This window comes from Pseudoalteromonas sp. NZS100 (genome assembly GCF_015864815.1).
Lineage (GTDB): Bacteria > Pseudomonadota > Gammaproteobacteria > Enterobacterales > Alteromonadaceae > Pseudoalteromonas > Pseudoalteromonas distincta.
In genome coordinates, this window is record NZ_JADYWM010000002.1 from 67187 (window position 1) to 79671 (window position 12485).

Here is a 12485-nt window from a genome sequence, read left to right on the forward strand (position 1 = left end):
GCGTGGAGTTTAATAAAATGAGTCGTTAAATAAATATACAAAAAATCATATATTCACTATTCCATATATCCTGTTTTTGTTTTATTGTATGTGCAATAAAACTGCGAGGACAATATGGAACAATTCAACCCACTTCAATTTTATAAATGCCTAGCGGACGATACGCGTTTAAAAGCAATGCTGCTCATTAGCGACCAAGAAGAGCTATGTGTATGCGAACTGGTTGCTGCACTTGAGCTAAGCCAACCTAAAGTGTCTCGACATTTAGCGCAGTTAAGACAATGCGGATTGTTGAGCGACCGTAAACAAAATCAATGGGTTTATTACAGTATTAATAAAGCCCTGCCAGAGTGGGCTAAAAATGTATTAATGCAAACGCTTACTGCTAACCCTTCATTTTATGAAAACGATTTAACGCGCTTAAATGTTATGGGTAATCGCCCTGAACGTATTACTAGCTGCTGTAACTAACTTATTAAAGGTATTTAATTATGACTATTAAAGTAGGTATTAACGGTTTTGGCCGTATGGGACGTTTAACTCTGCGTGCAGCAGTTGATTGGCCAGAAATAGAGTTTATTAAAGTAAATGATGTAGCGGGCGATGCTAAAACCCACGCACATTTAATTGAGTTTGACTCAGTACACGGGCGCTTAGCACAACAGGTTTCTAGTGATGATAATAGCTTTAGTGTGGGTAAACACACTATTGCAGTTACCAACAACAAAACCATAAACGAAACTGATTGGTCTGATTGCGATGTAGTAATAGAAGCCAGCGGTAAAATGAAAACCACAGAGCTGTTAAATCAATATTTAGCACAAGGCGTTAAGCGTGTTGTGGTAACCGCACCTGTAAAAGAAGACGGTATTTTAAATGTAGTAATGGGTGTAAACGATGATCTTTATCACCCAAGTGAGCATAAAATTGTTACAGCCGCCTCGTGTACTACTAACTGTTTAGCGCCAATAGTAAAAGTACTGCAAGAAAAAGTGGGCATTAAGCACGGCTCAATGACTACTATTCACGACATTACTAATACTCAAACGATTATTGATGCCCCTCATAAAGATTTACGCCGTGCGCGTTCGTGCGGTACAAGTTTAATTCCTACTACAACCGGTAGTGCAACTGCTATTACGCATATTTTTCCTGAGCTTAAAGGTAAATTAAACGGCCACGCCGTGCGCGTACCTCTTACTAACGCATCAATTACCGATTGTGTTTTTGAGCTCGAGCGAGGTGTTACACAAGACGAAGTAAACACGTGGTTTAAAGACGCTGCAAATAACGAGCTACAAGGTATTTTAGGCTACGAAGAAAAGCCGCTTGTATCTATAGATTACAAAACAGATCCGCGCAGCTGCACTATTGATGCGCTTTCAACCATGGTAATTAACAACACTCAACTTAAACTATACGCTTGGTACGATAACGAGTGGGGTTATGCAAACCGTACTGCTGAGCTAATGCTTAAAGTTGCAAAAAGTGATTTGGTTTAATCTCGTTTAAAAAGGTTTAACGCTATGTTTGCGCAGTTGGCTAACTTACCGAGCTCTATAAAACAATATTTAATAATTACTAGTAACTATTGGGCATTTACTTTAACTGATGGCGCGCTACGCATGTTGGTGGTGCTGTATTTTCATCAGTTAGGTTATGGCGCATTTGCGATAGCCATGTTGTTTTTGTTTTATGAAATATTTGGGGTGATCACCAATTTAGTAGGTGGTTGGCTTGGCGCGCATTTAGGGTTGAACAAAACCATGAATGTAGGGCTTGGGCTACAACTTGTCGCTTTGGCCATGCTTTGCGTGCCAGGGGATTGGCTAACCGTTGCCTATGTTATGGCAGCGCAAGCACTGAGTGGCATAGCAAAAGACTTAAATAAAATGAGTGCAAAGAGCGCCATTAAGTATTTAGTACCGCAAGACGATGCAGGGCAAAGCCAATTATATAAATGGATTGCCATACTTACCGGCTCTAAAAATGCTTTAAAAGGGGTTGGCTTTTTTTTAGGCGGCTTATTACTAACTGTATTTGGTTTTGTGGGAGCATTAATAAGTCTAATTATTTTACTTAGTGTTGCGTGGGTTATTAGTTTAATTTTTTTAAAAGGCGATATTGGTAAAGCTAAAAACAAACCTAAGTTTAAAGAATTATTTTCTAAATCGCGGGCAATTAACTTACTTAGCGCAGCGCGTTTATGCTTGTTTGCAGCGCGCGATGTATGGTTTGTAGTTGCACTACCTGTTTACTTAGCCGCTCAGTTTAACTGGGATCATTGGTGGGTCAGCGGTTTTATGGCTTCGTGGGTAATTGCTTATGGGCTGGTGCAATCGCAAGCACCGCGAATAACTGGGCAAGGTGATTCAACTTCACATTCGGTCAAAAAAGCATACTGGTGGGTTGCTTTATTAAGTGGCGTAACTGGCATTTTAGCGTTGTTGATGCAATTGGATATAGCGGTACATTTTACGCTTGTAATAGGCTTACTTATTTTTGGTGGAGTATTTGCTGTAAATTCATCGCTGCACAGTTACTTAATAGTAAGTTTTGCTAAAAACGATGGGGTGTCGCTAGACGTTGGCTTTTATTATATGGCCAATGCGATAGGGCGTTTGCTTGGTACGGTGCTTTCTGGTTGGGTTTTTCAAGTATATGGGCTTAGTGCGTGTTTATGGGTAAGTGTGTGTTTATTAGTTTTAGCCGCAATTACAACAGCACGGTTAGCTAAACTTTAAAAAACCAAACGTATTGTATTAAATTCAATTTGTTTAACGATATTCATAGCTTCGTTGGTTAGATCTACTAAACTGTATCAGTAGTTTTAATTTAAAGGGTGTAATGAATGCGAGAAATATCGTTAGCAAAAAAGTTACTCTGGCTTAGTGTCGGTAGTATATTTATAACTGTACTAGTGTTATCAGGCATTTTGTGGTGGCAGTTATCATCAAGTAATAAGCAGTTAGCGACTAAATCTGAAGAGTACATTACTGTAGAAGTAGAAGAAAAGCTTAATGCTCATGCAGCTGGATACGGAGAAAAAATTGCAGGCTTTATTAATGAAGCTTACCGCATTCCTTATTCATTAGCGGCTTTATTAGGTGACGCAGCAAAAAGCGAAACCCTGAGCCGCGATACGGTAGTAAGTATAAACCGCTCGATGCTAGAGCAAAATACTCTGCTTTCTTCTATATATTCGCAATTTGAGCCTAATGCTTTTGATGGGCAAGATTCGAGCTTTAAACAAGGTTACAAACATTCGGTTAATGGTAATGGCACCTTAGAGGTGTATATAACTCGCGACCAAAACGGCGTAATTGAACAGCAAAAAGTAGCTAATGCTGCCGATAAATATATTACCTCTTTAAATGAATTTGGTATTCGTGAAGCGCATTGGTATTTGTGTGCAAAAGACACGCTTAAGCCTTGTATTATGGAACCGTATTTATACGAAATCCCATCGGGCGACTCAGTAATGCTAACTTCGTTAACTGTGCCTATTTTAAAGTCAGGTCAGTTTATTGGTTTAGCTGGCGTTGATTTAACGCTCCCAACTTTTCAGGGCTTAACCGAAAAGCTGTCGAGCGAGCTTTACAACGGCCAAGCAAAAGTAACACTTTTAAGTGATATAGGTTTAATTGTAGGCAGCAGTCACTATAAATCTAAATTAGGCCGCCCATTTAAAGAAGCGGTTAGTAGCAACACTTACAGTGAGCTGGTTAAATTTAAAGGCCAACATGGTCTCTTTAAAACGCCTAGCGAGTATTTAGTTAACTACCCAATTAATATAAAACTAGCTAACACTCAGTGGTCATTAATCATAGAAGTACCTACAGATCTAGCACTTGCAGGGCCTGAAGCGCTAGAAAAAAACATGCAAGAGACAGCAACATCACTCAGATTTATTATTTTAATAACAGGCTTAGTAATTGCTGTGGTTGCTTTTGTTATTATGAAATTAGTAATAGCAGGTGTAATAGCGCCGCTACAGCAAATTCAACAGCGGGTTGATAACCTCGCAAGTTCTGAAGGTGATTTAACACATACATTGCATGTTGATAGTCACGCTGAGCTTATTGCATTAGCTGGTGGATTTAACCGATTTTTAGCAAAGCTACGTGATTTAATTTCTGAGCTTAAAACGGTGTCTGATCAAACCAAGCAGCAAGGCGAAATAGCACAACACATAGCTATTGATACAAAGCATAATGTGCAATCTCAATTTCAAGAAATTGAAAGTGTGGTAACGGCTATGAACGAAATGAGCGCAACAGCACTCGAAGTAGCCAGAGCATCAGAGCAATCAGCCCAACAAGCCGATGAAATAAATAGCTTGGTAGTGAGCAGTGAGTCGAGCTTATCATCTGCGATGACGCAAGTTAAAACGATGTCTGAAGAAATTAAAGAAGCTAACCAAGCCGTTGAAAAAGTTGCTTCGCGTAGTAAAGACATTACGCAAATATTAGATGTAATTCGTACTATTTCAGAACAAACAAATTTACTTGCACTTAACGCTGCTATTGAAGCTGCGCGCGCTGGTGAACATGGGCGCGGCTTTGCCGTTGTTGCCGATGAAGTACGTGCACTTGCTTCTAAAACGCGTTCATCAACAGATGACATAAGCCAACTAATTGATAGTTTATTATCTGAAGTAGGTAACGCATCTACCGTTATTGAAAAAGGCGTAGTACGTGCACAAAATGCCGTTGATGAAACATCAGTAGCTTTTGATGCTCTGCACAGTGTTGTTGTTAAAGTTGATGAAATAACCAACCAAATTACACATATTGCCACCGCTGCTGAAGAGCAAAGTTTAGTGACTGAAGAAATAAACCGTAATTTAACGCTTATCTCTGATGCCGCATCGCAACTTGCTGACTTATCTACACAAGCAGGGGATAGCAGCGAAGCGCTTAATGCACTTGTTGCCCAGCAAGATAATGAACTAAATAAGCTTAAAACGTAACTTACAAATTAAGCTTTAAGCACAAAAAAATGGCCAGTTAATACTGGCCATTTTTATTTAGTAGAATAAATGTAACTTGTTGAGAATGCTCGATAACTGCTATTTATAACTTTTTAATCAACATAAACATTTGGTTGATCATTGGCTCAGCAAATTGCTCTACATTAGGACGATTAAAATAACCGCGTAAACCTGTAAATTGCACTTGAAAAAAGCGCGCATATTCAACAGCGGTCAACGTGTTACGTAACTCACCTTTGTTTATTGCTTGGGTAAATAATTGCGTTAAATAAGCTTCAAATTGAGCCGTTAAATCTAAGCTTAGCTCATACAGGTTTGAATCTTTTTCTGCAAACTCGCTGTTTGCTTTAACTAGCATACAAATAGCGCTTGGGCTGCAATCTTTTGTTTTAATTACCACGTTTTCAACAAACGCACGTAATCCGCCAAGTACTGTATCGGCACTTGATAAAAACCCTTCTATTTGGGTTTTCATTTGTACGGTGTAATCTTTCAGCGATTCGCAATATAGACCTTCTTTAGAGCCAAACGCAGAGTAAATACTACCCGGGCGCATATTAACGGCTTCTTGTAAGTCACGCGTTGAGGTTGCATGAAAACCTTTTTGCCAAAATAGCTGACTAGCAACGCGAACTACATTCTCGCGTTCAAATTTAACCTTATTAGCCATATCATTCTCAATCAATTTGAACATTTGCTCAATTTTAACTTGAACAGTCGCTCAAAATCAAATACTATGTGTCTCGAAGTTACTTAAAACTATTAATTATTAGGAGCTAACCATGGCCGAATTTACTTTATACACTCAAGAAAACGCACCAGAAGAAGCAAAACCGTTACTAGCTGATTCAGTAGCAGCATTTGGTATGCTTCCTAACTTACATGCAGTAATGGCTGAAGCACCAACATTACTTAAAGGTTACCAAGTACTGCACGAGCTGTTTCAAAAAACATCATTCAACGCAGAAGAGCTAACAGTAGTATGGCAATCAATTAACGTAGAGCACGACTGTCATTACTGTGTTCCTGCTCACAGTGGCATTGCAGCGGCAATGAAGGTTGATCAAGGTATTGTTGACGCACTTGTTAACAAAACACCACTTGAAAACCCTAAGCTAGAAACTCTTCGTGAAACTACACTCGCAATGACACGTGAACGTGGCGTGATCAGCGATGAGCAAATCGAAAAATTCTTTGCCGCAGGTTACGCTAAGCAACAGCTACTTGAAATTATTGTAGGCTTGTCTCAAAAAGTAATGAGCAACTACACTAATCACCTTGCTGATACACCAGTAGACGCGCCATTTAAAAAATACGTAAAATAAATACGGTTTTATAAATGACAAAAGGCAGCCTAGGCTGCCTTTTGTGCTTTTAAATCACAGCTATTTAAATTTAACCGTTTTTGTACTGCGTGTATAAATACGTTGTTCGGGTTTTGTCCACTCACCTTTTTTTAAATAAGAGGTCGATACAATAAATTTATCGTCTTTTAGTTCACTCATCGATTTAACCTTTGTAATACCATCTTGGCTACCAGTTACGTCTTCATAGGCTACAAATTGAGTGGGGCTGAGCACTTTCATAGTGCCTTTTGTATAAAATCCTGCGGTTGTGAAATAGTAAAATACCAAAGACTCTTTTTTACTGTCGTAAAAAATCATCGACTCGCCGCCATACTCACCTTCATTAATAGAGTGCTTGGTATGTATCGCTTTACCGTTTAAAGCACGCTCCCAACGGCCAACATCTTGTATTTTTTTAGCACCTTCAGGTACTTTAAAGTCAGCCTGCCAAGTTCCTAAATAGGGCTTAAATACGGCAAGTTCTTTATCAAGGTTGGTGGGTGTATCGGATGCATAGCTACTAAATGTTGATAAGCATAAGACTAAGAATATCGCTTTAAAATATGTCATAATTTGGCTCTTGTTTTTGTAATACCAATGCCAAGTATAGGCGATAATTAATTGATAAAGAAAATATTAATCACATTCTCATTACTTTATTTAGCCGCCATTTGGCTGGCTTACCTACTGCAATACTTACCTGTTTATATACCAATATATGTACCTGGTTATATAAGTGTATTAAGTGCTATCACTTTTTTAATGTACGCGTGGGATAAGCGCTCTTCACATAAAAAAGTAAATCGTACGCCAGAGCGCACACTGCAACTACTTGCATTATTTGGAGGATGGCCGGGGGCATTACTTGCTCAACAATTACTTCGCCATAAATCGCAAAAGCGACGTTTTATAGTGATGTTGTGGTTATATATTTTAATAAATGCGGGATGCAGTATTATCGCTATTTATTTTCCAGATTTATTGTTAGGTTAAAGTATAAATAGGAAAAGGACTTTTTATGACTAATACAAGATCGGCTGGCGTGACCTTAACGCTTATTTTATTTTTATTAATACCATTGCAAGGATGTGCAGACATGTTTGGGTTTTTTAATAAACAAGACGTTACGTTGTCGTTGCCTGTAAAAGGCAGACTATTAAATAATGGTGAGCCCCAGCAGGGCGTTAAAGTAACAAGAGAGCTGATTTACGGTGATACTTATATTGATGAAGCCATAAGTGATAACAATGGTTACTTTTATTTCGATAATAAAACAATACGTAGTTCAAAGCCTTCAAACATGTTTTTTAATAGCTCTTTGCTACAGAGTATTTATATTGGAAACAAAAAAGATGAAGACTCAATCTTGTGGTATACCACAATACAGTTCACCGAAGAGCAAGCACTGCTGTCTGATATATTAAATAACTTTGAATGCGAACTTAGTGAAGAGGCTACAACGTACGATATACCGATAAAAAACACCGGTCAATTTTATACAGTTTATACGCGTTGTAATATCAATTCGCTTAATTAAGTGGTCTATTTTGAGGGCGGAAAAACGTGTTGATAGCTAGGCAAAAAGTTCGCTATTTAGTTGTTCTAAATGAGAATTTTTTAACGCAGGTAGCGACACGTTTAGCCCCGCAAAATGATTAAGTATTATTGCGGATTGGTATAAGTTATAGAAATTAGTGAGAAGTTTGATAAAGCCACCAATGTTCATCTATTAGTGGCTTTAATATGATGATTAACGTTTTAACTGTGCTTCTTTTTGGTTTAGTAAACGAATTATAGGGTTTTGCTCTAATATTTTACTTTTCAAAATATAACCAATAATTAGTCCAGCTATAAAGCCACCAATATGTGCACCATAATCAATGCCATCAGGGCCTGTTACTGCACCAAAAATGTTAAATCCTAACCAAATAGCAAAAAACCATACCGCAGAAAGTTTCTTCTGATAAATTACAAACATAAAAGTGAGGCTTGCGTGCCTAAACCACATCAGATACATGCCAAATAAACCGGCTATCGCACCACTGGCACCCACGCCTGGAATATTCGACATAGGGTTTACAATGTAGCTAGCAAATGATGCGAGTAGACCACAGGCCAAGTACCACAACAAAAAGCGCTTGTGTCCTAAAACATCTTCTAAGTTATCGCCAACGATATATAAAAAGTACATATTGCCAACTAGATGCATTATGGAACCATGTAAAAATACGCAAGTTAATACAGTCCATAGCTCATTACCTTTACTTAAATCTGCAGGTGTCATGGCAAAGTTATCAATGACGTAGCTAAATGAGCTCGGGTTTAAAAAGTAAAGTGCAAAAATCAGTGTGTTTAAGACAATAAGACCGCGAGTTACCCAGGGGGTCTTTTGTGGCTTAATATTATATTCAACAGGCATTTGCGTTAAAAATTGGAACAAGTAAGTTTTCCAACTTACTTTTTGATTTAGCTCGCCTAAACTCGCTTTTATTTCAGGGCTATTTTCAACACTTTCAAGCTCATCTTTATCAATCCATGTGCCATCGCAGTGTCTACAAACATCTATTTCGGTATGAAAAGCTTCAAGTAAGTGAAAACGTTCCAAGCTTTTTTTACAATCAGGGCAGTCAAGCTCAGAAATTCCTAATGCTTCACCAAAGTGAGTTTCAAATTTATCACCTTCAGGGCCTTCATTTATTTCGGAAATCATCCGATTTACTTCATTTTTTTCGAACCATAAGCCACCACATTCACGGCAAATATCTATTTCTTCGCCTTGATAATTGGTTACTTCTAATGGATGGTCTTTACAATGTGGGCAGCTCTTAGTTGGCATTTTCTAGCTCCTTTAACGAACCAACAGAAATGTCATTCTGCTGTAATTCCATTTTTAATTGTTTAGCGCTATTTTTTAGTGCGGGTAGCGTTTGAGTTTTAATTGAGTCTGTTATTTTTGCTAATTCGATAGAAGCCTGCTTAGCAGACATTTTTCTTTCTATTGCGGCATTAATGATAAAATCAGCTCGAGAATAAAACCGACGTATTTTAGTCAAAAATTCACTTGGTGTTTCAAGCGTAGTAGGCGAAAACTGCATGGTTTTCCATATGTACTGCTCAAGTGTGGGTTTAAAAAATTCCATTTCTGATTTTGGCGGGCTCTTCGCTAAGCGTTCTGCATACTTAGCTACCGTATTTGCGTTATCATTAACTTCGTCATAGAGCGATGTACGCAAATAGTAGTTATCTTCCATTTTGCTAAATGAATCGAACTTAAGCGCTTGTTCTAAACCGCTTTGAGCAGCCAAATAAACACCAAATACGGTAGAAATAACCATAAAAAATTGATTTAACCAAAAACCAGTACTTTTGAGCTCTTTATGATCGACCGTTTTAAGGGCTTGAGTAAGTTTCTGAGTAACTACAGGTGGTTTTGTATTGTTGTTAGGGGTGGGATTAGTTGGTTCCAACAGTTTGTTCCTTGAATATTGCTTCCTTTTTAAGCGCACAAGAATACTTAAAAATTAACCAGTTAGCAATGCTACTATCCGTATTGAATATACTTTTTTACGTTTCGACCTGCATGTACATGCAGACGTAAACTTTACTCATTTCCTAAGGAGAGTGGGTAATGAATCTTTAGTAATTATACTTTAAGTGCACAACTACTAAAATCCCCATATCAAAACCGTTAAAGGTTTCAATTGATTACTTTGTGATTAAAAATAAAACAAGCAGCCATGGCTCTTCCTCATTTAACAGTTAAAGCAAATAAGAATTCTGTGCTAGAAAAGCTATGTTTTGCTCATGAGGTAAGTATATTGGTATATATAAAATTGATAATACTAAGTTATGGCTAATTAGTTTTTATTTTAAATATATAACAAAGGTCATTCTTGAAAAATACTTTCAACCTTTGAATTTAAAAATACTGCACCGTTTTGTGTTTTGCCTAAATGGTCGTCTTTATTATAAATAGGGCAGCTTTTCAGTGATAAACAGCCACATCCTATGCAGCTGTCTACCTTGTCTCGCAAACGCTGCATATACGCTATTCGCTCGTCCAGCTGTGCTTGCCATTGCTTTGAAAGGGCTGCCCAGTCTTTTTGTGTGGGTGTGCGCTGATCAGGTAATGTGGCCAGTGTTTGTTTAATTTCATCAAGGGTTATTCCCATTGCTTGTGCGGCTTTTACTACCGCTACTCGGCGCAGTACATCTTTTTTATAGCGGCGTTGATTGCCGCCATTGCGCCAGCTACGTATTAGTCCTTTTGTTTCGTAAAAATGCAGGGTTGATACTTTTACGCCGCTACGCTTTGCTACATAGCCCACGGTTAAGTTGGCCTCAGTTAGTTTCTTTTGATCTATTGGCATTATTTTTAATTTCCGATTGACCTCAATATAACTTGAGGTTTTAAGCTTCTTGCAACATTAAAAAAGGAGCTAACTAAATGCAACAAAAACTTGAGCGTAGCACTGTTATTATTTATTCAAGCGCACGCAAAAATGGTAATACACAGGCGCATGTTAATGGATTTGCAGAGCAAAATAATGTGCGTGTAATATGTTTAGATGATTATAAAATTGCGCCGTATTGCTATAACAAAAACTATAAAAATGATGATTTTTACGCTGTGTTTGAAGCACTTTTAAAATATGAACATTGGGTGTTCGCGTCGCCTGTTTATTGGTACAGCACCACGGTACAAATGAAATTATTTATCGATAGAATAACCGATTATATGGACGATGAAGCATTAAAACCTAAGCTTCGTAGTTTACGCAGTAAGCATTTTTCAGTGCTTTCTAATGCGTCATCAAGTGAAGCCCCCGCCTGTTTTGTAGAGCAGTTTAAAAATACGTTTAGTTATTTAGGTATGCAGTTTATTAACCACAGCCATAAAAGTACCCAAAAGGTTGCTTAAATTGCAGCCTTTTTTGGTTGTCTCTGGTAGTTTAGTAATAATCTTAAAAAACACAGGACTGTTTTATGAAATATTTACTATTGTTAGTGCTGCTTTTTAGCCCTTTAATATATGCAACAGAGCAACCAATTAAGGGGTATGGTAATTATTACAATGTACCCGAGCATGATGAAATTAATGACGCTACGGTATTTAAAATAGCCTTTGATGTTGCTGATGGCGCTAAAGAAGGCGCGCAAAATAATTCAATAAATTCGCTAGCGCGTTTTATTAACATGCATGTGGCGCATGGCGTAAAGCCTGAAAACATACAACTTGCATTAGTTGTGCACGGCAGCGCAAGTGTGGATGTGTTAGCTAATAGCGAATATAAAAAACGCTTTAACGCTGACAATAAAAACCAAGCGTTAATTGAGCAGCTACTAGCAAATAACACTAAAGTGTATGTTTGCGGGCAATCTGCTACTCACTTTAAAGTAACGCCAGCGCTTTTAATTGAGGGTGTAAAGATGTCGCTTTCAGCTATGACCGCTCACGCACAACTTCAACAACAAGGCTATACGCTCAATCCATTTTAATGACTCAAATAATAAAAAATATTCTCTGCTTTGGGGATTCAAATACATGGGGCTTAAACCCTGAAACGGGTAAACGTTTGGATGAAAATACCCGTTGGACATCACTTTTAAATAAAAACTTAGGGTGTGGTTTTAACGTAATAGAGGCTGGGCAACCTAACCGCACGTTAGTGCATAATCCCCCGTTTGACGGTGTGCTCAATGGTGTTAGCTATTTAAAGCCTTATTTGGATAAGCATGATCTCGACTTTATTATTATAGCTCTTGGTACAAACGATCTTAAAAAACGTTTTAATTTAACACCTACTTTAATAGCAGATGGCTTGAATGATTTAATTAACTCAATACACATTTATTATCAGCAAGGTAGTACTTTAAAATCCCCTAAAATTATTATTGCTAGCCCACCTAGAATAAGAATTACCGAGCAGTATTCACGTATTTATGAAGAGGCTGATACAAAAGTAACAGAGCTCTCTAGTGCATTTAAAAGCGTTGCAGCTAATAATAAGTGTGCTTTTATTGATTTTAATTCGTTTATTAACATAACAGATGGTGATGGGATTCATTTTGATGATAACCAACATTTGGCAATAGGCTTTAAAATAGCGCAATTGGTTCAAAACTCACTCAATAATTGTTGAATC

15 protein-coding genes are annotated in these 12485 nt (G+C 37.7%); 10 read left to right on the forward strand and 5 right to left on the reverse strand.

What is annotated here, in order from left to right:
* Positions 1–114: 114 nt before the first annotated feature.
* The 4 genes from I6E69_RS02095 to I6E69_RS02110 all read left to right on the forward strand — a co-directional run bounded on the left by I6E69_RS02095 (position 115) and on the right by I6E69_RS02110 (position 4972).
* Positions 115–471 carry a metalloregulator ArsR/SmtB family transcription factor gene (locus I6E69_RS02095; protein ID WP_197120522.1) on the forward strand — a complete coding sequence of 119 codons (357 nt, stop codon included), beginning with the start codon at positions 115–117 and terminating at the stop codon, positions 469–471.
* A gap of 20 nt (positions 472–491) precedes the next feature.
* Positions 492–1502: an ArsJ-associated glyceraldehyde-3-phosphate dehydrogenase gene (locus I6E69_RS02100; protein WP_197120523.1), complete on the forward strand. Its 1011-nt coding sequence runs from the start codon at positions 492–494 to the stop codon at positions 1500–1502.
* A 24-nt stretch (positions 1503–1526) separates the two neighbouring features.
* A complete protein-coding gene (gene arsJ / locus I6E69_RS02105; protein ID WP_182738711.1) occupies positions 1527–2744 on the forward strand; it encodes an organoarsenical effux MFS transporter ArsJ in 1218 nt (405 codons plus the stop codon).
* Positions 2745–2851: 107 nt separating this feature from the next.
* Positions 2852–4972 (forward strand): methyl-accepting chemotaxis protein, encoded by a 2121-nt coding sequence (locus tag I6E69_RS02110; protein WP_033020875.1) that lies wholly within the window; start codon positions 2852–2854, stop codon positions 4970–4972.
* A gap of 103 nt (positions 4973–5075) precedes the next feature.
* Here I6E69_RS02110 and I6E69_RS02115 read toward each other — a convergent pair whose 3' ends face one another.
* A complete protein-coding gene (locus tag I6E69_RS02115) occupies positions 5076–5663 on the reverse strand; it encodes a TetR/AcrR family transcriptional regulator (protein WP_197120524.1) in 588 nt (195 codons plus the stop codon).
* A 112-nt stretch (positions 5664–5775) separates the two neighbouring features.
* On the opposite strand from I6E69_RS02115, the gene I6E69_RS02120 reads away from it, so the two are divergent.
* The gene (locus I6E69_RS02120; protein ID WP_004334524.1) at positions 5776–6318 is read left to right on the forward strand and encodes a carboxymuconolactone decarboxylase family protein; all 543 of its coding nucleotides are present in this window, start codon (positions 5776–5778) and stop codon (positions 6316–6318) included.
* Positions 6319–6378: 60 nt separating this feature from the next.
* On the opposite strand, the gene I6E69_RS02125 is transcribed toward I6E69_RS02120, so the two are convergent.
* Positions 6379–6909, reverse strand: a complete 531-nt coding sequence (locus I6E69_RS02125) for a hypothetical protein (RefSeq protein WP_138490265.1) — start codon at positions 6907–6909, stop codon at positions 6379–6381.
* A 51-nt stretch (positions 6910–6960) separates the two neighbouring features.
* Here I6E69_RS02125 and I6E69_RS02130 point away from each other — a divergent pair, with 51 nt between their 5' ends.
* Both I6E69_RS02130 and I6E69_RS02135 read left to right on the forward strand, forming a co-directional pair.
* Positions 6961–7332: a DUF1294 domain-containing protein gene (locus I6E69_RS02130; RefSeq protein WP_197120525.1), complete on the forward strand. Its 372-nt coding sequence runs from the start codon at positions 6961–6963 to the stop codon at positions 7330–7332.
* A gap of 25 nt (positions 7333–7357) precedes the next feature.
* Positions 7358–7876, forward strand: a complete 519-nt coding sequence (locus I6E69_RS02135) for a transthyretin-like family protein (protein ID WP_231619687.1) — start codon at positions 7358–7360, stop codon at positions 7874–7876.
* 213 nt (positions 7877–8089) lie between these two features.
* Here the strand turns inward: I6E69_RS02135 and I6E69_RS02140 are convergent, their stop codons facing one another.
* The 3 genes from I6E69_RS02140 to soxR all read right to left on the reverse strand — a co-directional run bounded on the left by I6E69_RS02140 (position 8090) and on the right by soxR (position 10709).
* Complete coding sequence (locus I6E69_RS02140) at positions 8090–9175, reverse strand: rhomboid family intramembrane serine protease (RefSeq protein ID WP_039486587.1); 1086 nt, start codon at positions 9173–9175, stop codon at positions 8090–8092.
* Positions 9165–9806, reverse strand: a complete 642-nt coding sequence (locus tag I6E69_RS02145) for a hypothetical protein (protein ID WP_197120526.1) — start codon at positions 9804–9806, stop codon at positions 9165–9167. The genes I6E69_RS02140 and I6E69_RS02145 overlap by 11 nt, the downstream gene beginning before the upstream one ends.
* 420 nt (positions 9807–10226) lie before the next feature.
* Positions 10227–10709 carry a redox-sensitive transcriptional activator SoxR gene (gene soxR, locus I6E69_RS02150; protein WP_197120527.1) on the reverse strand — a complete coding sequence of 161 codons (483 nt, stop codon included), beginning with the start codon at positions 10707–10709 and terminating at the stop codon, positions 10227–10229.
* 77 nt (positions 10710–10786) lie between these two features.
* On the opposite strand from soxR, the gene I6E69_RS02155 reads away from it, so the two are divergent.
* The 3 genes from I6E69_RS02155 (at position 10787) to I6E69_RS02165 (ending at position 12482) form a co-directional block, all read left to right on the forward strand.
* Positions 10787–11260 (forward strand): flavodoxin family protein, encoded by a 474-nt coding sequence (locus tag I6E69_RS02155; protein WP_004334544.1) that lies wholly within the window; start codon positions 10787–10789, stop codon positions 11258–11260.
* Positions 11261–11325: 65 nt separating this feature from the next.
* Positions 11326–11838, forward strand: coding sequence for a DsrE family protein (locus I6E69_RS02160; RefSeq protein ID WP_004334547.1), 513 nt, complete (start codon positions 11326–11328; stop codon positions 11836–11838).
* Positions 11839–11846: 8 nt separating this feature from the next.
* The gene (locus I6E69_RS02165) at positions 11847–12482 is read left to right on the forward strand and encodes an SGNH/GDSL hydrolase family protein (RefSeq protein WP_052201261.1); all 636 of its coding nucleotides are present in this window, start codon (positions 11847–11849) and stop codon (positions 12480–12482) included.
* Positions 12483–12485 lie beyond the last annotated feature (3 nt).